This is a genomic window from Egibacteraceae bacterium, assembly GCA_040905805.1.
Classification (GTDB): Bacteria; Actinomycetota; Nitriliruptoria; order Euzebyales; family Egibacteraceae; genus DATLGH01.
The window spans coordinates 79474-97968 of the sequence record JBBDQS010000114.1; the positions used below are offsets into that span (position 1 = coordinate 79474).

Genomic DNA, 18495 nt, shown 5'->3' on the forward strand with positions numbered 1-18495 from the left:
CAGCGAGTACGAGTCGAAGGGGAGGGTATGGCGACCATCGATTTCGTCGTCGGGTATCTCGACGGCGCTCTGGACTTCGACGATCTGCACGCGCGCGTGCAGACGACCCACCTGCGGCGCCGGCCAGACCAGTTCTCGGCGGAGGTGCTGCGCGTCATGGGCGAGGCGACGAGCGCGAACTGGCCGGACGAGGAGATACACGAGGCGCTGGGTGAGCTGGTGAAGCGCAGTCGCGCTCACGGCCACATCGCAGTCCCCACCTCGTCGCCTTCGGGACAGATCTCCGTCCGGCTTGGCGTGAAAAACAGCTACCTTCGCATCGCTGGCCATGGGGGTCACCGAACCGAGGGCAACACGCAGGAGCTCACGCACTCGGCTCTCTAAAGCCCGAAGCCCGCACGTACGTCGGGGACGTCTGACTCCTTGACGCCCAACCCGATGTTGCGGAACTGGCAGCTCGAAAAGGTGCAGTTCTTCAGCCCCACGGCGCCGATGATGAGCTCTCGGGCGTCGGGGATCGTCCAGACGAGGGCGTCCCAGTCCGGCGCATCCCAGCCGCAGTTGATGATCGACACGCCTTCGACCAGGACGATCACCGCCGGCCCCACGATCGCGCAGTTGACAAACTCCACTCCTTCGATGAGGGGATCGTTGATCGCCCAGCGTGAGATCTCGACGACCTCGTTACGGGCCTCGCTCGGGTAGGGCTTCATTGGGCTTCCCTTATAGTGGCGGGAAGGGTTCTCGCCTCCCGGTAGGGGTCCAGAGTGTGTCATGCCGCGGCGCGGTGCACGCGCCGGCTACGGGAGTCACCTGGACCGGGACGGCGACGGCATCGGCTGCGAGTGACCTTCCCGGCCTCGTCGATGGCGCATCGACAAACTCGACCCGCTCCTCGACGAGTTCGGCGGGCGACCCGGGGGGCCCAGCTAGCCGGCTTCGAGCGTGGCGGCGGCGGCGAGGATCTCATCGGGGGATGCTCGGACGGTACCTCGTCGTGGTCGGATCCAGCGTCCAACAGTGCGACACCGAGCGTGGCTACGACCCGGTACGGGCCAAGGGTTGACCCCAACCGTGACCCCAACCGGCTACGGCATCGGCCGCCACCGTGGGCGTGTGCGCCTGTGAAAACCCTGGTGGCGTCGACGGGTTCGGTACCGGGTCGGCAGCCGCGATCGAAGTTCCGCTTCTTCTGGCGCGGCTGCGGGTCAGCTCGCGGCCTGCGCCAGGGCAAAGCGGACGACCGCGAAGTCCGACTCGGGCCACGCGCGGATGTTGCCTTGGAAGGCGAGCTTCTAACCCTTGCCTTGAGGGGTAAGTAGCGGCATGATGACGGCACGCCCCACCGAGCGAGGGAGTGCCACCCAATGATCGCCACCGACGCCACCGTGAGAGTGGCCCTGTACGCCCGCATCTCCAAGGATGACCGCCACACCGAGAAGGGCGTCACCCGCCAGCTCGAGGACGGGCGCAAGCTCGCCGCTGACCGCGGCTGGATCGTGGCCGGCGAGTACGTCGACAACGACCGCTCCGCGTTCAACGGCAAAGAGCGCGCCGAGTGGCGCCGTCTCCTGGCCGACGCCCCCGGGCTCGACCGCGTGGTCGCCTGGCAGCTCGATCGACTGTGGCGCAACAGCGCCGAGCGCGTCGCCGATGCCGAGACTCTCGCCCGGGCCCGCGTCGGGCTGACCCTGACGCAGGGCGGAGACTACGATCTCGCCACCGCGGCCGACGGGCTCACCACGGGCGTGCTCGGCGAGCTGGCTGCGTTCGAGTCGAGGTTGAAGGGCGAGCGGGTCTCCCGTGCTGCCCGCCAACGGGCCGAGGAAGGCAAGGCGAACACGGTAGTGCTGTACGGGTGGCGCCGCGAGCGCGAGTACGACCAGGCCGGCCGCGTGGCCGCGTGGTGGGACGTCGAGGAGCCGACCGAGGCCGACATCGTGCGCGACGTGGTGCGCCGCATCCTCGACGGCGAGCCGATCACCCGGATAGCCGAGGACCTGAACGCGCGCGGCGTGGTGCCCCCGTCGCGGCGCCCCGACAAGGCATGGTCGCGCTCGGGGGTGCGCGCGCTCGCGCTGCGCCCCGCGAACGCCGGGGTGCGCACCTACAAGGGCGAGACGTTCCCGGCCGCGTGGCCGGCGCTGGTGACCGCTGAGCAGCATGAGCGCGTGTGCGCGCTCCTGGCCCGCCGCAGTAGCGGCAAGGGCCAGCGGCCGGCCTCGCGCAAGTATCTGCTCTCGGGCGGGATCGGCGAGTGCGGCGTGTGCAACGGGCCGCTGCGCGGCCGGCGCAAGCGCAACCCCCGCGGCCAGGAGTTCGAGCTGTACGTCTGCCGGGATCGTGGCTGCGTCGGCCGCAACCGTGAGGCCGTAGACGAGTGGGTCGCCGCCGTGGTCACCGAGCGCCTGGCCCGCCCCGACGCCGCCGAAGTGTTCGCCCCCGACGACGAGGCCGCCCGCGCGGCACTCGACCGTGCCGAGGGCGTGCGCGCTCGCCTCGACAACGCCGCCGACGCCTACGCCGAGGGCACCATCGACCGGGACCAACTCGCGCGGATCAGCGGCAAGCTGCGCCCCGTGCTCGACCAGCTCGAAGGCGAGGCGAGGCGCCTGTCGGCCGGCGCGAACCTCGGCGTGCTCGGGCCCCTGCTCGCCGACCACGCCGGCGCAGTGTGGGCCGGGCTTGACGTGGCACGGCAACGCCGCGTGCTGGAGGTCCTGGGGCTGCGCGTGACCGTCATGCCGCAGCGGGACACCGCTGGCCCTAGGTTCGACCGCGACCTTGTGCGGATCTCCTGGCGGGCCTAGACGTCGAGGCCGACCACGACCTCCCGGCGCTTGGCCGCCGCCTTGCCCGCCGCCTTGACGAGCCGCTCCGCATTCACGGCCCGCTTGAGCTTCCGGCAGCGGGGACAGCGCAGATGTACGAGGGGGGTCACTGGACCGTCCTGCCACCGCAGCACCACGTTGCGGACGTGGGGCCCGTCTACCCGCAGACCCTGCGCGGTGCCGAGGCGCTTGCCACACGCGCAGCGGATCGGCACCGCTGGCATGCGACCGTGACGACGGTCAACCGTGGGGCGAGAACGACGTTCGCGTAACTCCATAAGCGATATGCTACACTGCGGGGCACAACAGAACCGGGACCGGGCACGCGCCCAACCCCCGGCGGGCACGAGGCAGCCCGACGAAGCCTCGCACCGATCCGCCGCACGCGGACGGCTGCGAGGTGATGGCCGATGGCCGCCAGCAGACCCCTACCCCCGCCCGATCGTGCCCTGCGTGCACGCATGGCTGCGCACGCATCGTGGGCGAAGACCTCCGACCCGGCGGCGCGCACCGCGCCGGCGCGTGAGGCGATGCGCACCCGGTTCCTCGACGAGGTCGACCCAGACCGGGTGCTGCCCGAGGCCGAGCGTGTCCGTCGCGCCGGACACGCCCGCCAGGCCTACATGGCTGGGCTGGCACTGAAGGCAGCGAAGGCTCGTCGCCTGCGTTCCGAGGCTGACCAGCTCGACACCGAGGCCGCCGAGGCCGAGGGTGCGGCATGACGGCCGCCGACCGCGCCACGCTGCGCGACCTCGCCCGCCAGGTCGCCGCCGACGCCCCGCCGCTGAGCGCGCAACAGGTACGCGCGATTCGGCGAGTGATCCGCACCGCGCCGCAGGAGTCGCGCCAGCCGGCGCGTGACGCCGCATGAGCCCCCCGAACGAGAAACGCCGCCCCGGTGAGGGGGGCGGCGCCGAGATCTCGACCGGGCGACGGACGAACAACCTCACCCCGGAGTGTACTCCGCGGCTGTCCCCGGGCCCGCCATGCCGCCCCGGCTGCGCGCTCGTCTGCTCGGTCGCGAGCTGGTCGCACGTCCTCGATGATCGCAACCCGGCGCCTCCGCACTGGCGGCTTTGCTGGGCGATTGTCGGCCTGCCGGTCCCGCTGCGCCCCGGCGAGTGGCCCGACCTGCTCGACGCGTTCGAGGCCGCGTACGGGACTGGCGAGCTGGTGGTCGGCCTGCGCATGACCGCGGCGACACCGCCCCTGAGCGCTGGCTGCGGTGCCCCGTGGCTGGCCGCCGACCGCGCGCGCGCGGGGGCCTTGCTCGCCGCCGCCGAGCGACGTCTGGCGGTGGCGGCATGACGGACTGGGTCCGTGAGGTTGCCCTCGCCGATTTCGTGGCCGCGCACGGCCGCCAGCCCACGGGCGCCGAGTTGCGAGAGCTCGTGCCACCACCCGCGGTCGACACGTCCGGGCTCGTGGTCCCGCCCGCCGAGAATCCCGGCGCCGGCCCGCCTGGCCTCGTGGCCCCCAGCGACGCGCCGCACCCGGCCGACGGCCCGCCCCGGCCGAACCGCCACGGCCAGCCAAGGGCGACGGCCGTCCAGAACGGGCAGGTGCGCGGACCGGCGCCGCCGCTGCTCACCCGCAGGCTGGCCGACGTGCCCGCCGAAGAGGTCGCGTGGCTGTGGGACGGGCGCATCCCCTACGGCAAGTTGACCGTACTGGCCGGTGACCCCGGCGTGGGCAAGTCCTACCTGACCATGGCCTTGGCCACCGCGGTCACTCTCGGCGTGGCACTACCCGAGGACTCCCGCGCCCCCGACGGGCCCGGCGACGTGCTCATGGCCTCCTACGAGGACGACCCCGGCGACACGCTGCGCCCTCGCGCGAACCGTCTCGGCGCCGCCTCTGACCGCTTGGTCATCATCGACGGGGCGGCCGGCGAGGACGGCAAGCCGCGCCCGTTCTGCGCCGACGACGTGGAATCCCTGGCCGTCACCCTCGACGAGCTCGAACGTCCCCGCCTGCTCGTCATCGACCCCGTGGCGGCATGGGTCGGCGGCGGGCTGGACACCTACAGAGACAACGAGGTGAGGGCCGCACTTGAGGGCCTGCGTCGCCTCGCCGCCGAGCGCCGCGTCGCGGTGCTGTGTGTCATGCACCTACGCAAGTCCGCTGCCAGCAGCGCCCTGGCCCGCCTGTCCGGCTCGGGCGCCTACGGCCAGCTCGTGCGCTCGGCGTTGCTGGCCGGGCGCGACCCCGACGACGAGACCCGCTGCGCCCTCGCGCACGTCAAACACAACCTGGCCGCCAAGCAGCCCACCATCGGCTACCGCATCGACGACCTCGGGCTGACGTGGACTGGGATTGTGGAGGACCTCGATGGTGAGCGCCTCGCCGGCCACGACCAGGACGACGAGCGGTCCCGCCTCGACGAGGCCAAGGCGTTCCTCCTTGAGGAGCTGCCGTTGCCCAGCGACGAGGTCATCTCGCGGGCCGGGAAGGTGGGGATCGCCGAGAAGACCCTACGGCGCGCGAAGAAGGCACTGAGGGTCGCTTCGGTCAAGAGCGCCGAGGCGTGGCGATGGGTCCTGCCTGAAGATGGCCAGCCCGAACCAAGGCGGCCAACCCCCAACCAGCAACCCGCCGTGACCAGCGAAGATGGCCAAGGCGCCCATACATACATCTATGGGCAGGTTGGCCACCTTGACCAGGCGGGTGCTAGCGAAGGTGCCCCGGAAGGTGGGTCGCGTGATGCGTCCGCATGGTCGACCGCGGACACCGCCGCGCCGTGCGTCGCATGCGGGCACCCCGCCCTCCTGCGCGACCTCGCCGGTGACCCCCGACACAAGGACTGCCCGCTATGACCGGCGGGACGGCCGTCACGCTGCGATGCGCCGGTGGCCTGCACGGCGCCTGCCCGTCGTGCGCCTGCCGGTGCCACGACGCCCAGCTCGACCTGCTCACCACCCTGACCGACCCCGACTACGGAGGACCGCTGATGACCGCACACCCGCGAAGCCGGGGGGCCAAACCCCGGGGGGAGGTCGCCGAAGCCCGGGCCCGCGTCGACACCCTCCGCCGCCTGGTGGCCACCCGCCAGGCTGGAGCCGCCGCGCTGCACGTTGCCGAGTACCGCCTACAAGCTGCGCTCGACCGCCTCGCCGAGGACGACGACGACGGCCCGGCCGCGGCATGAAGGGGCGAGGCATGGGGCGAGGGGAGGGGGGCGGTGTGGTGGCGTACGAACAGGACGGCCCTCCGCAACCCAGCAGACCTCGAAAACTCAGACGTACAAGATGGAAGCTGTTTTTGCCGGGGGCGCAGCTTTCCCCGGGGGGCGCGAACACGGGGGGCGGGTGCTCAGGGGGTGGAGGATTGGGGAATCTCCCCATTGCCCTCCATCTCGTCGCGCACGCCGCCCACCGTCCCGCGGCGAGGAAGGTTGGTGCAGATCTGCCCCAACCTTGGCCAAGCGATCACGGCGACCGCGACCGACCGCAGCTCCAGGCCGGGAGAGGGCGGGGCCCCGGGGGGGACACCCCTCGGCGGGTCGAGGGGGGCGCCTGCCGCAACCCCTTGCCACGTTCCTGACGTCGTCTAGGACACTGAGGACTTGTTGATTCCCGCAGGAGGTGGCTCATGGCCGGTCGAGGACGCCCACCGGAGGAGGAGCGCCGCAACCCGTCGGACGTGCCGATCCGCGGCGAGTGGAAGGCCGCCCCCGGCGTGGGGTGGCAGCACGGCGAGGTCCCCCCGCCCCCGGCCGGGCTGCTCAAGGCGTCGCGGCAGGCGTGGCAGGCGTGGATGGGCGGATGGTTCGCCGCCTTCTGGACGCCCGATGACCTGCCCGCCCTGCGCCATCTCGTGCGCCTGTACGACCAGGTGGAGCGCGGCGAGTTCCACCGGGCCGGCGAGCTGCGGCTGCTGATGGACACCTACGGCGCGACCCCCAAGGGCCGCCAGGACCGGCGTTGGAAGCCGCCGGCAGAGGAGCGCCCGCCGGGCACTCCGTCCGCGCCCCGCTACGGCCATCTACGCCCCGTCGAGCAAGGAGAGACACCATGACCGACCCACAGACCCAGACCATCATCGCCCGCTCGGAGGAGCTGCTGCGCCGCGCCGAGGAGCTGTCCACCCGCGTCGCCGCCGGCGAGTTCGCCGAGGACACCGCCTGCGCCCGCCTCGACGAGATCGCCGGGGAGCAGGCGTACCTACGCGCCCAGCTGCTGGCGGGCCTCGACGATGTGGCGGCCGAGCAACGGGAGGCGTGGGAGCGGTTCTACGGCCGCGACGCGGCCGTCTGATACGATGGCCCTGCCACCGTGGCGACTGCGGCCCCCCGTCAAACGGCTGTCGCACCGCCGCTGGCTAGTGCCCCTCCGGGCCGCCCAAGGGCCCCCCGGGTGAGGACGGCGAACCGTTGACCGTCAAGCGACGACGTGCGCGCTCAGCGCCTCGTCGCTCACCCGCATGAGGAGGCACCACCGTGGGAATCCAGGAGCTGCAGGATGAGCTGAAGGCCAAGCGCGCCAAGCGCGACGGCCTCGCCGAGGAGCTGCAGGGCGTCGCCGAGCAGCTGACCACCAAGTCGGCCGACGCCGGCCTGATCGAGCGCAGCAAGCGCCTGCGAGCGGGCGTGACGAAGCTGGACGCCGAGATCGGCGAGAAGCGCGGCGCGTGGGAAGCCGAGGTGAGCCGCGCCTACAAGGCGGGCGAGCTTGACGGCAACCTCGAAGCCGGCACCGCCGGCATGACGCTCCCCACCACCCGCGGCCTGAAGGACCGCGACCGCTTGGGCAAGGGCGAGTCCGTCGCTGACTGGTGCAAGGCCAAGGGCGTGGACGACGGCAGCCTGGCCTCGGGCGTCGACCCCGACGAGGCGTGGGGCGCGTGGTTCAAGGGGTACGTCTCCGGCGAATGGCGCGACTTCAAGCAGATGACGAAGGACATGAGCTCATCGCCCGACTCCGCTGGCGGGTTCATCGTCCCGACGGTGCTGTCGGCCCGCGTCATCGACCTGCTGCGCGCCTCCAACCCGATCTTCCAGGCCGGCGCGCAGACGGTCCCGATGACCTCCAAGACGCTGGACATCGCCCGCATCGGCGCGGACGTGGACGCGACGTGGCACGCCGAGGGCGCCGCGATCACCGCGTCAGACGTGACCCTGGAGCGCGTGCGGTTCACCGCAAAGACCCTGCCGGTCTTGTGCAAGGCGAGCCGTGAGCTGGCCGAGGACGCACCGAACGCTGGCAGCGTCGTGGCGCAGTCCATCGCCGGGGCGACCGGCGTTGCCGTCGCCAAGGCGGCCCTACGCGGCGACGGCACCGGCAACGCTCCGACCGGCATCCGCAACCAAACCGGCGTGACCGTGACCGAGCTGGGCGCGGGGAACGGCGACGACGCCGACTACGACAGCTTCCTCGACGCCATCCGCGACATCGCGCTGGCGAACGCCGCGGCCGGCGCGGCGATCCTCAACCCGCGCACCGAGTCGTCCCTCAACAAGCGCAAGGCCTCGGATGGCGCCTACCTGACACCGCCCCAGGCCTACTCCGCCCTCGGGCGGTTCGCCACGACTGCGATCCCCACGGACCTGACCGTGGGCACGTCGACCGAGACGACCGAGGCCTACGTGGGCGACTTCACCAAGCTGCTGATCGGCATGCGCGCCCAACTGCGCATCGAACCGTTGCGCGAACGCTTCGCTGACAGCGGGCAGGTGGCGTGGCTGTCGTGGCTGCGCATGGACGTCCAGCTAGAGCAGCCCAAGGCGTTCGTGGCCCTCACGGGGATCACGAACTGATGGGCGTCGTCGACACCGGCGGCCTGGAGATCCTCGCCGAGATCGAGCGCGACCGCTGGGACGACCTCGTGCATCCCGACGAGGAACCCCGCCGCGAAGGCGTCCCGCTCGAACTCTGGCGGGCGCTGCGCTGATGGCCATCGAAGCTGAGCGGGTGACCGTCACGGATACCGCGGTCGCCCTCAACGACGGCATTGACGACCACATCCACGGCTACTCGGTGCTCGTCACCAACCGTGCCGCCACGACCTCCATCGACCTCGGCCCGTCCGGTGTCACCTCGGGCGCCGGGGTCGAGCTGAAGGCCGGCGAGTCCATCTCCCTGGACCTCACCGGGGGCGACGTCATCTACGCCGTCGCCCCCGCACTGGAAACCCCCCGTGTCGACGTCTTGCGGGTGGGGGTCTAGGTGGCCCGCATCCGCATCGCCCCGCCGTCAGGACTGCTCAGTAAGCAGCTCGGCCGCCTGCGTGCAGGGGGTCACGGCCGCCGCATCCTTCTGGTGAAGCTCTAACGGCGTGGCGGCGCCCCAGACGTGCGCGGCGAGGGCGCGACGGGGCCGTCGAGGGGTCGGGGGCCCGGGTGGCGCGAGGCGTGGCACCTCGTTGCTGCCGGCGCCCCGCCGCGCACACCACCACCCGGGGGGCTACCCTGCGCGCGGGCGCCTTGGGAAGGGCCCTCGCCATGTAAAGTGGCCTCCTAACGCAAGACTTAGTTGTAGTGCTCGCGCGGCCACTTCTTGGGGAACTGGAGGTCCTCGTAGAGGCTGTCGACGGGTACCCAGGCCTCGGGGTCGGAGAGCACCACCTCGGGGCTGATCTCGACGCGCCAGGGGTAGTCCTCGCCCGGCTTGGACTCCCAGATCGGCTCGTGGTCCTCGAAGACGCTGCTCGTCACCTCGACGACCGCCCCGAAGGCCACGTGCCTGGTGACGTAGTACACGATCTTGTCGCCGGGGGCGATCTCGCGGGCGGTCTTGCCGCGGCGGGACTTGATGCCCTGCACCTTCCAGCCCAGCGCTGCCGTGCGGGCGAAGTTGTCCGGCGACGTGGTCAGGCACCAGACGCCCACGGGTCAGCCTCCTTGCGGGGAGTAGGCCGCGGCGAGGAGCCCGTCGCCCACCGGCACGATCGTCGCGGTGAACTGCGGGTCGTCGCGGATCTCGTCGTTGAAGGCGCGCAGGGCCGTGGTGTCCTCGTCGGTCACCGACGGGTCGCCCACCGCGCCCTTCCAGAGCACGTTGTCGGCGACGAGCAGCCCCCCCGGGCGCAGGATCCGTCGCGCGTGCTCGAGGTAGGCGGGGTACTCGGTCTTGACCGCGTCGAGGAAGACGATGTCGTAGTGCGCGTCGGCCAGCTTGGGCAGCACCCCCAGCGCGGCGCCCCGCATCGCACGGACCCGGTCGGACACGCCGCCCTCGGCGTACGCGCGCTGGGCCAGGGCCTGGTTGTCGGGGTCGAGCTCGATGGTCGTCAGGATGCCCCGTGGATCGAGCCCGCCGAGCAGCCAGAGCCCGCTGTACCCGCCGCCCGACCCGACCTCGACGGCGTGGCGGGCCCCGATCACCCGGGCGAGGAAGCGCAGGAACGAGCCCGTCTCGGCCGGCACCGCGGGGATGTCGGCCTCCTCGCTGCGAGCCCGGGCCGCCCGCAGCGGCTCGTCCTCCCGCTCGTCGAAGCGGCGCAGGTAGGCGATCGTGCGCTCATCGGTGTACACCGCTGCCAGTCTCCTCTCGGTCGTGGGGAACACTGGAGGTCCCACACGGCGTTCGACAGCCTAGCGGGCGCTTGCCGTCCGCAGGCTGATTGGGCTCCACGGTCGGCAGACGGCGAGCAGACGTCCAGTGGGAGGGCACACGGTGCGCAGTAGAATGTCCCCATCGCCGGGCCCTCAAGCCCCGGCGCCCCGAGGAGGTCCCGTGGCCCCCCGCCAGGACGATGCGCCGCGTGCGGACCCTCGCCCGACGTGGGACGAGGTGGCCGAGCGCTACGGCGACCAGGTCTACAACGTCGCCTACCGGCTCACGGGCGACGCCGACGACGCGGCCGACCTGGCCCAGGACGTCTTCGTCCGGGTGTACCGCAACCTGGACCGCTACCAGCCGGGCACGTTCGACGGATGGCTGTACCGCATCACCAAGAACCTCTTCCTCGACCACGTCCGCCGGCGCAAGCGGGTGCGTCTCGAGCCGTTGCCGGAGGAGGAGTGGCGGGTCCCCGCCTCCGGTGATCCCGGACCGGCGGAGCTGGTGGACCGGGGGACGCTCGAGGCCTGCCTGGAACGGGGGCTGGCGGAGCTGTCGGTGGACTTCCGCCTGGCGGTCGTGCTGTGCGACGTCCAGGGGCTGTCCTACGAGGAGATCGCGGGGGTGACCGGCTGGCCCCTCGGCACGGTGCGGTCCCGCCTGCACCGGGGTCGCCGGCAACTGCGGGACTACCTCGACCGTCAGGCAGCGGCGGGGGTCCATGACTGCGAGGCACATGGCGATGCGTGACCGCTGTGAGGACGTGGAGCCGCTGTGCTCGGCGTGGCTGGACGACACCCTGGACCAGTCCGACCGGGCAGGGGTGGATGCCCACCTCCAACGCTGTGCCGCGTGCCGCGACGAGGTGGACAGCCTGCGTCGCGTCCGTGACCTGCTCGGCAACCTGCCCGTCCGTCGCCTCCCGAGCGACCTGTCGCTGCTCCCGGCGCCCCCGGGCCCGGGGGGCCGGGGCGCTCCGCGGGTGCCGGTGACGGCTTGGTCGGGCGGGCAACGCGCGGTCGCCGGCGTCGCCGTGGCGCTCGGGTTGGTCGGCGGCGCCGCCTTCGCCCTCGGGGGCCAGCCCGCCCCCGGCGCGCGCGTGGTGAGCGTCCCGGTGGACCGCTATGTCAGCGACCACCTCGTGCACACGGTCGGGGACCCCACCGCCACCCCGGTGTTCCTCGACGGTCGACGGTGACCCCGAGGGGGGGCTCGGGCGCGGCCGGGGTGACCGCGGTCGCCTTGACGGCCCTGCTGACCGTGTCCCTGGGCGGCAGCGTGCTCGCCGTCGGCGAGCGGCACCTGGAGATCGGCGCGCCCGAGGAAGGGACGTGGCGCGCGGTCATGCTGCGGGCATGGGACGCCGCGCAGGAGCGCCGCTACAGCGGCGAGGCCCTGTCGATCGTGTGGTCGGGCGACACGCCCACGGTCACCGTGTCGCGGGTCATGCGCGAGCGGGACGTCCTCGCCGTGTCGGACCAGGACCGCATGACCGTCGAGGTCGGGATCGGTCCCGGGGACTCGACCGAGCAGCGGGAGGGGTGGTTCGCGCCGCTGCCGGCCGTCCACGGCAGCGAGCCCGCCGCGGCCGTGCGCGCCATCGCGGACAAGTACGACGTGAGGGTGGCGGGAGCCGAGCGCATCCTCGACCGGCGCTGCACCAAGCTGGAGGTCCACCGCCGTGACGGGGCCAGCCTGCGGGAACGCCTCTGGGTCGACGACGACAGCGGCCTGGTGCTGCGTCGGGAATCCTACGAGGGCGCCGAGCGCCGGCTCGGGCTCATGACCTACCTGGCGCTGGACGTGCAGCCCGCCGGCCTGGTGCCGGCGGGAGTCCGGGCCAGCCGCGGGCAGGTCCTCCGGCCCCGGGTGCCGCAGACGCCGGAGGCCCGCCCGGTGGACGACGCGGCCCTCACGGCGCTGCGGCAGGCCGGCTGGACGGTGCCGCCGACGCTTCCGGGCGGCTACGAGCCGGTCGGGGTGTACGCCGTCGACGGGCGTGACGGCCAACCGCTCCACGTGGTGTACACCGACGGGCTGTACATGCTCTCGCTCTTCCAGGAGCAGGGCCACCCGGACTGGGACTCCCTGCCCGAGGGCGCCACGCGCGCCGAGGGGCTCGACTGGCACGCCTACGAGTGGCCGGGGGCGGTTCCCCGGCGGCTGGTCTGGGAAGCATCGGGCACAACGTTCTCGCTGGTGGGCGATGTCCCACCGGAGGAGTTCGTGGCGATCGCCGATGCGCTGCCCCGGCCGAGAGCCGGCTCCGTGGTCGACCGACTGCGCCGGGGTCTCAGCAGGCTCCTGTCGCTGGTGCCACAGTAGAGGGACCCCTGCGCGGTAGGACACCCCCATGACGGAAGACCCTGTACGCTACGCGACCGCTCCCCTGCGGCTGCCGTCCCCGCCGCGCCCCGCAGGCGGGACCGCGACGACCTACCCGACGATCCCAGCCGGTCCCGGGGGGTTCCGGCGTCCCGACCCGCGGCCGGCAAGCCCGCGTCTCGCGGCGGTGGCCATGCTCGCGGCGCTGGTCGGCGCGCTGCTCGGCAGCGGCGCGATGATCGCCTACACCGACCAGCGCTCGACCGACGCACCCGTCTCCGCGCAGCCTGTGCGCGGCGGTGGAGAGGTGTTCGCGCCGACGCTCGACATCGAGGGCGCCGACGGGGTGGACCGGGTGGCGGGCATCGCCGCTGCCGTCATCCCGACGGTCGTGCAGGTCGACATCGAGGGCGGTGGCCCGCTCGGACAGGGGGCGGGCAACGGCTCCGGGGTCGTCTACCGCTCCGACGGCCACATCCTCACCAACAACCACGTGGTCGATGGCGCGGACGCCGTCGAGGTGGTGCTGAGCGACGGGACCCGGTTGGACGCCACCGTGGTCGGCACCGATCCCGCCAACGACCTGGCCGTGCTGCACGTCGACCGGGCCGACCTGACCGCGATCCAGGTGGGTGACTCCTCCGATCTGCGCATCGGCGAGCTCGCGGTCGCGATCGGCAGCCCCTTCGGCCTGGAGGGCACCGTGACCTCCGGGGTGGTGAGCGCGCTGAACCGAGACATCCCCGTTGGGGGACCCAACCGGATGCCGATGACGATGTTCAACGTCATCCAGACCGACGCGCCCATCAACCCGGGCAACTCCGGTGGACCCCTGGTCGGTGGGGACGCGCGCCTGATCGGCATCAACTCGGCCATCCTGACCACCGGCGGGGCGCCGGGCAACGCCGGGGTGGGGTTCGCGATCCCCGCCGATACCGCGGTGGCGATCGCCGACGAGCTGATCGAGCGGGGGTTCGTCCGCCACCCCCTTCTCGGGGTCCAGGGTGGGGACCTCTCCGACGAGCTCGCCGAACGCCTGGGGGTCGACGAGGGTGCCTACGTCCAGGAGGTGCAACCCGGCACCCCCGCCGAGGAGGCCGGCCTGCAGGCCGACGACGTCATCGTCGCCGTCGACGACGTCCCGATCACGTCGATGACCGATCTCGTCATCGAGGTCCGCGGCAAGTCGGTGGGCGAACAGGTCACCGTGACGTACATTCGTAACGCCGAGGAGCAACGCGCGGAGGTGGCCCTCGCCGAGCGCCCCCGTGACCAGTAGGCCGTCGGTGATCCCGACTCCGAGCCCATCGACGAGAGACGACCGGTGATGACCAGCCTGGCCTTTAGCACCCCCGGGTTCGCGGAGATCCTGGTCCTGCTGGTCCTCGCCCTGCTCATCTTCGGCCCGGACAAGCTGCCGGGCATGGCGCGCAACGCCGGGCGGATGGTCGCGCGGTTCAAGGAGGAAGCCTCGGGCACGCTGGACGAGCTGAAGCGCGCCGCCGAGTACGACGAGCTGCGCAGCGTCGCCGAGGAGCTGCGCTCCACGGGCGGCGAGCTGGCCTCGACGGGCACCGAGCTGCAGCGAGCCGGAGCAGACCTGCGACGCAGCACCGCCCGCGGCGGGTCAGGGTCCCCGCGTGCCCCCTCGACGGGCGAGGCGCCGCCCTTCGACCCTGACGCCACCTGAGGATGCACGTGCGCCGCCACCGCCGGGCGGTGGTCGCGAGCGTCGGTGGCGCCCTGCTCGCCGGCTCCTGGCTCGCCCTTCGCCGCCCCGCCGTGCAGCGCATGGACGTCCGGGTGGGCGACGCCATCCGCCGGTCCGGGTCGCCGCCGCTCGAACGGCTCGACCGGGCCGTCACGCGCACCACCGACCTCGGCTCGATGTACGCGGTGGCCGGCATGGCCGCGGTGCTGGCCGCGGTCGGCCGGCCCCGCATGGCGACCGACGTGTTCGGGGTGGGCACCCTGGCCTGGCTGGTGGCGCAGGGCAGCAAGACCGGGGTGCGCCGGCAGCGGCCGTACGAAGCCGACGGCGTCCGTCGCCTCATCGCCCCGCCGACCGGTTCCTCCTACCCGTCCGGCCACGCGGCCGTCTGGGTGGCGGTGACTGCCGTGGTCGCCGAGCAGGTCCGACCCGCGGCCGCACCGCTCGTGCGGGTGCTCGGGGCCTACGTGCCCCTGAGCCGGGTCTACGTCGGGGTGCACTACCCCACCGATGTCATCGGGGGGGCAGGGCTCGGGCTCGTCCTCGGCTCGGTGTGGCGCATGGCGGTGACCGCGCCCGAGGTCAGCCTGGGGCGTCTGGGGCGCCTGGGGCGGCCGCGACGCTCGCCGGGTGGACCTGCGTCGGACCGCGCGGGCCGGCCAAACCCCACCGGGTGACCCGCCAGACCGCCTCGGCGACGACCGTTCGGCTGAGCTTGCTCGTGCCCTCGCGCCGCTCGGTGAAGGTGATGGGGATCTCGACCAGCCGGAAGCCCGCACGCCAGGCCCGCAGCGCCGTCTCCAGCTGGAAGGCGTAGCCGTCGGACTCGATGACGGCCAGGCCGATCGCGGACAGCACCGGCCGACGAAACGCCCGGAAGCCCGACGTGGCGTCGCGCACGTGCAATCCCGTGAGCGCGTGCACGTAGCGGTTGCCGCCCTCCGAGAGGACGCGCCGGTGCCACGGCCACGCCACGACATGCCCGCCGGGGACGTACCGGGAACCGATGACCAGGTCGGCACCCCCCAGCGCGTGGAAGAGGCTCGGGAGATCGGCCGGGTCGTGGGAGCCGTCGGCGTCCATCTCCGCCAGGGCCTCGAACCCCCGGTCCAGCCCCCAACCCAGCCCGGCCCGGTAGGCCGCTCCCAACCCGTCCTTGGCGGGGCGGTGCAGCACATGCACCCGGGCACTGTCCGTCGCCAGGTCGTCCGCCAGCGCCCCGGTGCCGTCGGGCGACGCATCGTCCACCACCAGCACGTCGTACGCGTCGCCCGCGTCGAGGGCACCGCGGACCACCGCGACGATCGACGCGGCCTCGTTGTACGTGGGGATCACAACGAGGCCGCGCCCGGCGATTCCCACGTCAGTACGCCATGGCGGTCGCTGCGCGACCGCCCCAACCGGCACAGCGGAGAATCGCCTCCGCTGGCGCTCCGGCGATTCCCACGTCAGCCCATGAGGGGCAGCGACTTGCCGATCATGGACGCCTTGCGCTTGGCGAGGCCGCTGGCGATGTCGATGAGCGCACGGCTGGCCGGTGCGTCCGGGTGGGACACCACCAGGGGCACGCCGGCGTCGGCGCCCTCCCGCAGTCGTTCGTCGATGGGGATCGATCCGAGCAGATCGGTGTCGAGCTCGGCGGCCAGCAGCTTGCCCCCGCCCTCGCCGAAGATGCGGTACTCCTTGCCGGTGTCCGGCGCGATGAAGACCGCCATGTTCTCGATCACCCCGCCGATGTGCATGCCGGTCTGCGCCGTGGTCTGGCCCGCGCGCAGCGCCACCCGCTGTGCCGCCTGCTGCGGGGTGGTCACGATCAGCATGTCGGCGTTGGGCAGCATCTGCGCAAGCGAGATGGCGATGTCGCCGGTGCCGGGCGGCAGGTCGCAGAGCAGGAAATCCAGGTCGCCCCAGAACACGTCGGCGAGGAACTGCTGCAGCGCTCGGTGCAGCATCGGTCCGCGCCAGATGACGGGGCGCTCGGCGTCGATGAAGAAGCCGATGGAGATGACCTTGCAGCCGTGGGCGCGCAGCGGCATCACCATGTTCTCGAACGCGACCGGGCGACCGGTGGCACCGATCATGCGCGGGATCGAGTACCCCCAGATGTCCGCGTCCAGGATGCCGACGCTCTTGCCCATCCCGGCCAGCGCGACGGCCAGGTTCGCGGTGATCGACGACTTGCCGACACCGCCCTTGCCGCTGGCGACGGCGAGCACCTTGGTCTCCGAGTCCATCTGCGCGAAGGGGATCACCGGGTCCGCCCCACCGGGGGCGGGCTTGTTCGGGCGGACCTTCGCGACGTAGGCGCCACGCTGCTCGTCGCTCATCGCGCGCAGCTCGACCGTGACGTCCGACACGCCCTCCAGGGCCGTCAGGGCCTGGCCGACCTCCCGCGTGAGCTGGTCCTTCGCCGGGTGCCGCGGGATCGTGAGCAACAGGACGACCCGCACCGAGCCCCGGTCCTCCTCGACGTGGTCGACCATCCCCATCTCGGTGATCGGTCTGCCGACATCGGGATCCGCGACGCTGGCAAGGGCTTGCAGCATCCGCTCGGTTGACGGCACGACGGGCTCCTCAGCTGGCAGGCGGGCTGGCGGGGCGGAGCAGGCGCACAGACGGCGCGATCGCATCGTAACGGCCGCCGGGCAGGCCCGCAGATCCCCCCGCCTTCCGCTGCATGGTGTGCTCGGGATGGCAGGCCGGGTCGGCTAAGGTGCCCCCGATGTGGGCGCGGTGGGTGTTGGCGGGCGTGACCCTGCTGTGCGCGGGCTGCCAGCTCCAGATGGACCTCGCCCTCACGTTCGACCGCGACGGTGCGGGCGACCTGGCCGTGGCGGTGACCGCCGACCCCGCCCTGCAGGCCATGGCGCGGTCGGCCGGCGCGGACCCCCTGCGGGAGCTGGCCGCCGCCGGCGAGGAGCTGGCCGACCGGGGATGGCAGACGTCGGACACCGTCGATGACCAGGGGATGCGCACCGTCACGCTGTCCGCGGACTTTACGGGGCCCCGCGTGTTCGAGCAGCTCGCCGAGCAGCTGGCGATGGCCCTGTCGTCCCCCGAGGTCGACCTGCTCACCCCGCTGACCCTCACCGTCGACGACGAGCAGCTGCTCCTGGCGGGGGCCGCGAGCCTGCGACCCACCGAGGTGGTGGCGGAGCTCGGGCTGACCCCTGAGCAGGCGGTGGCGTTGCTCCGCGACGAGGACGGGTTCGCCTACACCGTGGCGGTCGACATGCCCGGCGAGGTGCTCGACACGACCGCCGACAGGCAGGAGGACGGGACGCTGCGCTGGACCGTCGAGCCCGGCGAGCAGGTCAGGATCCACGCCGTCGGCCGGCGTCCCGGACCGCCGATGTGGCCGCTGGTGGTGGGTGCGCTCGCCGGGCTCGTGGTCGCTGCGGTGGTCCTGCGCCGCCTCGCGGTCGTGCGCCGCCGATCCGGCTGACCGCCGGCGGAACCCCGGCGCGCCCGGTGGCGTCTCAACCCGCATGACCAGACCCGCGCACCCCCGCGTCCCACGGCCGGCCGCTGCGGCGGCGACGGTCCTGGTCGCCGTCGCCCTGCTGGCCCTGCCGGCGGCGCCGGCGCTGGCGTGCAGCTGCATCGAGATGACCGAGGAAGAAGCGTTGGACGGTGCGACGGCGGTCTTCACGGGCACGCTCGTCGAGTATCGGCCACCACCCACGGTCACGTCGTCGATGGACCCGGCGACCTGGGTGTTCCACGTCCACGAGGTGCACAAGGGCTCCGTCGACCGGCCCCGCCAGGAGGTGACCAGCGCCGTCTCCAGCGCCAGCTGCGGGTTGGACCCGCCCGAGCGCCGGCGCACCTACCGGGTCTACGCCGACGCCGCCGGTGAGGGCGCCGCTCTCACCGCGTCGCTGTGCGGCGGCACGCACATCGTGGCCGACCAACCGGTGCCCGACCAGGTCGAGCCCCCCGCCCCCGAGGGCGACGGGGCGCTGCGCGTGACCGGCCGGGGCGGTGGCGTGATGCTGGTCGTCGGCGTGGGCGCCGGCCTGGCGGGCGCGGCCGGCCTCGCCGGGCTCGTGTGGTGGCGCCGTCGATCCGAGCCCTGACCCGTGAATCGCCGGAGCGCCAGCGGAGGCGATTCACCGCTGTGCCGGGT

General features: G+C 72.7%; 26 protein-coding genes. 20 read left to right on the forward strand and 6 right to left on the reverse strand.

Going from position 1 to position 18495, the window contains the following annotated elements:
* Nucleotides 1-27: 27 nt before the first annotated feature.
* Complete coding sequence (locus tag WD250_13125) at nucleotides 28-384, forward strand: hypothetical protein (protein ID MEX2621148.1); 357 nt, start codon at nucleotides 28-30, stop codon at nucleotides 382-384.
* Here the strand turns inward: WD250_13125 and WD250_13130 are convergent.
* The gene (locus WD250_13130; GenBank protein MEX2621149.1) at nucleotides 381-713 is read right to left on the reverse strand and encodes a hypothetical protein; all 333 of its coding nucleotides are present in this window, start codon (nucleotides 711-713) and stop codon (nucleotides 381-383) included. The genes WD250_13125 and WD250_13130 overlap by 4 nt on opposite strands.
* Before the next feature lie 654 nt (nucleotides 714-1367).
* Here WD250_13130 and WD250_13135 point away from each other — a divergent pair.
* Nucleotides 1368-2810 carry a recombinase family protein gene (locus WD250_13135; GenBank protein MEX2621150.1) on the forward strand — a complete coding sequence of 481 codons (1443 nt, stop codon included), beginning with the start codon at nucleotides 1368-1370 and terminating at the stop codon, nucleotides 2808-2810.
* Here WD250_13135 and WD250_13140 read toward each other — a convergent pair.
* Nucleotides 2807-3046 (reverse strand): hypothetical protein, encoded by a 240-nt coding sequence (locus WD250_13140; GenBank protein ID MEX2621151.1) that lies wholly within the window; start codon nucleotides 3044-3046, stop codon nucleotides 2807-2809. The two genes, WD250_13135 and WD250_13140, sit on opposite strands and share 4 nt — an antisense overlap.
* 246 nt (nucleotides 3047-3292) lie before the next feature.
* On the opposite strand from WD250_13140, the gene WD250_13145 reads away from it, so the two are divergent.
* From WD250_13145 to WD250_13190, 10 genes are all read left to right on the forward strand, one after another.
* Complete coding sequence (locus WD250_13145) at nucleotides 3293-3553, forward strand: hypothetical protein (protein ID MEX2621152.1); 261 nt, start codon at nucleotides 3293-3295, stop codon at nucleotides 3551-3553.
* Nucleotides 3550-3702 carry a hypothetical protein gene (locus WD250_13150; GenBank protein ID MEX2621153.1) on the forward strand — a complete coding sequence of 51 codons (153 nt, stop codon included), beginning with the start codon at nucleotides 3550-3552 and terminating at the stop codon, nucleotides 3700-3702. Before WD250_13145 ends, WD250_13150 begins: the two co-directional genes overlap by 4 nt.
* Nucleotides 3699-4139 (forward strand): hypothetical protein, encoded by a 441-nt coding sequence (locus WD250_13155; protein ID MEX2621154.1) that lies wholly within the window; start codon nucleotides 3699-3701, stop codon nucleotides 4137-4139. Before WD250_13150 ends, WD250_13155 begins: the two co-directional genes overlap by 4 nt.
* A complete protein-coding gene (locus WD250_13160) occupies nucleotides 4136-5647 on the forward strand; it encodes an AAA family ATPase (protein MEX2621155.1) in 1512 nt (503 codons plus the stop codon). The genes WD250_13155 and WD250_13160 overlap by 4 nt, the downstream gene beginning before the upstream one ends.
* Nucleotides 5644-5979 carry a hypothetical protein gene (locus WD250_13165; protein MEX2621156.1) on the forward strand — a complete coding sequence of 112 codons (336 nt, stop codon included), beginning with the start codon at nucleotides 5644-5646 and terminating at the stop codon, nucleotides 5977-5979. Before WD250_13160 ends, WD250_13165 begins: the two co-directional genes overlap by 4 nt.
* Before the next feature lie 443 nt (nucleotides 5980-6422).
* Entirely contained in the window at nucleotides 6423-6848 is a 426-nt protein-coding gene (locus WD250_13170; GenBank protein MEX2621157.1) for a hypothetical protein, read from the forward strand.
* Nucleotides 6845-7087: a hypothetical protein gene (locus tag WD250_13175; protein ID MEX2621158.1), complete on the forward strand. Its 243-nt coding sequence runs from the start codon at nucleotides 6845-6847 to the stop codon at nucleotides 7085-7087. The genes WD250_13170 and WD250_13175 overlap by 4 nt, the downstream gene beginning before the upstream one ends.
* Before the next feature lie 182 nt (nucleotides 7088-7269).
* Nucleotides 7270-8586 carry a phage major capsid protein gene (locus WD250_13180; GenBank protein ID MEX2621159.1) on the forward strand — a complete coding sequence of 439 codons (1317 nt, stop codon included), beginning with the start codon at nucleotides 7270-7272 and terminating at the stop codon, nucleotides 8584-8586.
* Nucleotides 8586-8720 carry a hypothetical protein gene (locus WD250_13185; GenBank protein ID MEX2621160.1) on the forward strand — a complete coding sequence of 45 codons (135 nt, stop codon included), beginning with the start codon at nucleotides 8586-8588 and terminating at the stop codon, nucleotides 8718-8720. The genes WD250_13180 and WD250_13185 overlap by 1 nt, the downstream gene beginning before the upstream one ends.
* Nucleotides 8720-8995: a hypothetical protein gene (locus WD250_13190; protein MEX2621161.1), complete on the forward strand. Its 276-nt coding sequence runs from the start codon at nucleotides 8720-8722 to the stop codon at nucleotides 8993-8995. Before WD250_13185 ends, WD250_13190 begins: the two co-directional genes overlap by 1 nt.
* Before the next feature lie 302 nt (nucleotides 8996-9297).
* Here WD250_13190 and WD250_13195 read toward each other — a convergent pair whose 3' ends face one another.
* Both WD250_13195 and WD250_13200 read right to left on the reverse strand, forming a co-directional pair.
* Nucleotides 9298-9657, reverse strand: coding sequence for an EVE domain-containing protein (locus WD250_13195; GenBank protein ID MEX2621162.1), 360 nt, complete (start codon nucleotides 9655-9657; stop codon nucleotides 9298-9300).
* 3 nt (nucleotides 9658-9660) lie between these two features.
* Nucleotides 9661-10302 (reverse strand): O-methyltransferase, encoded by a 642-nt coding sequence (locus WD250_13200; GenBank protein MEX2621163.1) that lies wholly within the window; start codon nucleotides 10300-10302, stop codon nucleotides 9661-9663.
* 202 nt (nucleotides 10303-10504) lie between these two features.
* Here WD250_13200 and WD250_13205 point away from each other — a divergent pair, with 202 nt between their 5' ends.
* From WD250_13205 to WD250_13230, 6 genes are read left to right on the forward strand one after another with little or no spacing between them, the layout of a single operon-like run.
* Nucleotides 10505-11080: a sigma-70 family RNA polymerase sigma factor gene (locus WD250_13205; GenBank protein MEX2621164.1), complete on the forward strand. Its 576-nt coding sequence runs from the start codon at nucleotides 10505-10507 to the stop codon at nucleotides 11078-11080.
* Complete coding sequence (locus tag WD250_13210; protein MEX2621165.1) at nucleotides 11073-11528, forward strand: zf-HC2 domain-containing protein; 456 nt, start codon at nucleotides 11073-11075, stop codon at nucleotides 11526-11528. The genes WD250_13205 and WD250_13210 overlap by 8 nt, the downstream gene beginning before the upstream one ends.
* On the forward strand, nucleotides 11525-12655 hold the full coding sequence (locus WD250_13215; GenBank protein MEX2621166.1) for a sigma-E factor regulatory protein RseB domain-containing protein: 1131 nt from the start codon (nucleotides 11525-11527) through the stop codon (nucleotides 12653-12655). Before WD250_13210 ends, WD250_13215 begins: the two co-directional genes overlap by 4 nt.
* A 28-nt stretch (nucleotides 12656-12683) precedes the next feature.
* Nucleotides 12684-13934: a trypsin-like peptidase domain-containing protein gene (locus WD250_13220; GenBank protein ID MEX2621167.1), complete on the forward strand. Its 1251-nt coding sequence runs from the start codon at nucleotides 12684-12686 to the stop codon at nucleotides 13932-13934.
* Nucleotides 13935-13982: 48 nt separating this feature from the next.
* Nucleotides 13983-14345, forward strand: coding sequence for a twin-arginine translocase TatA/TatE family subunit (locus WD250_13225; GenBank protein ID MEX2621168.1), 363 nt, complete (start codon nucleotides 13983-13985; stop codon nucleotides 14343-14345).
* 8 nt (nucleotides 14346-14353) lie between these two features.
* Nucleotides 14354-15043, forward strand: coding sequence for a phosphatase PAP2 family protein (locus WD250_13230; protein ID MEX2621169.1), 690 nt, complete (start codon nucleotides 14354-14356; stop codon nucleotides 15041-15043).
* Here WD250_13230 and WD250_13235 read toward each other — a convergent pair.
* Both WD250_13235 and WD250_13240 read right to left on the reverse strand, forming a co-directional pair.
* Entirely contained in the window at nucleotides 14949-15728 is a 780-nt protein-coding gene (locus WD250_13235; protein ID MEX2621170.1) for a polyprenol monophosphomannose synthase, read from the reverse strand. The genes WD250_13230 and WD250_13235 overlap by 95 nt on opposite strands.
* Nucleotides 15729-15814: 86 nt before the next feature.
* Nucleotides 15815-16930, reverse strand: a complete 1116-nt coding sequence (locus WD250_13240; GenBank protein ID MEX2621171.1) for a P-loop NTPase — start codon at nucleotides 16928-16930, stop codon at nucleotides 15815-15817.
* Nucleotides 16931-17088: 158 nt separating this feature from the next.
* Here WD250_13240 and WD250_13245 point away from each other — a divergent pair, with 158 nt between their 5' ends.
* Complete coding sequence (locus tag WD250_13245) at nucleotides 17089-17811, forward strand: hypothetical protein (GenBank protein ID MEX2621172.1); 723 nt, start codon at nucleotides 17089-17091, stop codon at nucleotides 17809-17811.
* Nucleotides 17812-17854: 43 nt separating this feature from the next.
* Nucleotides 17855-18445 (forward strand): hypothetical protein, encoded by a 591-nt coding sequence (locus WD250_13250; GenBank protein MEX2621173.1) that lies wholly within the window; start codon nucleotides 17855-17857, stop codon nucleotides 18443-18445.
* Nucleotides 18446-18495: the final 50 nt, after the last annotated feature.

Coding starts and splice junctions, on each gene's coding strand:
- WD250_13125 (MEX2621148.1), top strand. CDS start 28: ATGGCGACCATCGATTTCGTCGTCGGGTATCTCGACGGCGCTCTGGAC.
- WD250_13130 (MEX2621149.1), bottom strand. CDS start 713: ATGAAGCCCTACCCGAGCGAGGCCCGTAACGAGGTCGTCGAGATCTCA.
- WD250_13135 (MEX2621150.1), top strand. CDS start 1,368: ATGATCGCCACCGACGCCACCGTGAGAGTGGCCCTGTACGCCCGCATC.
- WD250_13145 (MEX2621152.1), top strand. CDS start 3,293: ATGGCTGCGCACGCATCGTGGGCGAAGACCTCCGACCCGGCGGCGCGC.
- WD250_13150 (MEX2621153.1), top strand. CDS start 3,550: ATGACGGCCGCCGACCGCGCCACGCTGCGCGACCTCGCCCGCCAGGTC.
- WD250_13155 (MEX2621154.1), top strand. CDS start 3,699: ATGAGCCCCCCGAACGAGAAACGCCGCCCCGGTGAGGGGGGCGGCGCC.
- WD250_13160 (MEX2621155.1), top strand. CDS start 4,136: ATGACGGACTGGGTCCGTGAGGTTGCCCTCGCCGATTTCGTGGCCGCG.
- WD250_13165 (MEX2621156.1), top strand. CDS start 5,644: ATGACCGGCGGGACGGCCGTCACGCTGCGATGCGCCGGTGGCCTGCAC.
- WD250_13170 (MEX2621157.1), top strand. CDS start 6,423: ATGGCCGGTCGAGGACGCCCACCGGAGGAGGAGCGCCGCAACCCGTCG.
- WD250_13175 (MEX2621158.1), top strand. CDS start 6,845: ATGACCGACCCACAGACCCAGACCATCATCGCCCGCTCGGAGGAGCTG.
- WD250_13185 (MEX2621160.1), top strand. CDS start 8,586: ATGGGCGTCGTCGACACCGGCGGCCTGGAGATCCTCGCCGAGATCGAG.
- WD250_13190 (MEX2621161.1), top strand. CDS start 8,720: ATGGCCATCGAAGCTGAGCGGGTGACCGTCACGGATACCGCGGTCGCC.
- WD250_13210 (MEX2621165.1), top strand. CDS start 11,073: ATGCGTGACCGCTGTGAGGACGTGGAGCCGCTGTGCTCGGCGTGGCTG.
- WD250_13220 (MEX2621167.1), top strand. CDS start 12,684: ATGACGGAAGACCCTGTACGCTACGCGACCGCTCCCCTGCGGCTGCCG.
- WD250_13225 (MEX2621168.1), top strand. CDS start 13,983: ATGACCAGCCTGGCCTTTAGCACCCCCGGGTTCGCGGAGATCCTGGTC.
- WD250_13245 (MEX2621172.1), top strand. CDS start 17,089: ATGTGGGCGCGGTGGGTGTTGGCGGGCGTGACCCTGCTGTGCGCGGGC.
- WD250_13250 (MEX2621173.1), top strand. CDS start 17,855: ATGACCAGACCCGCGCACCCCCGCGTCCCACGGCCGGCCGCTGCGGCG.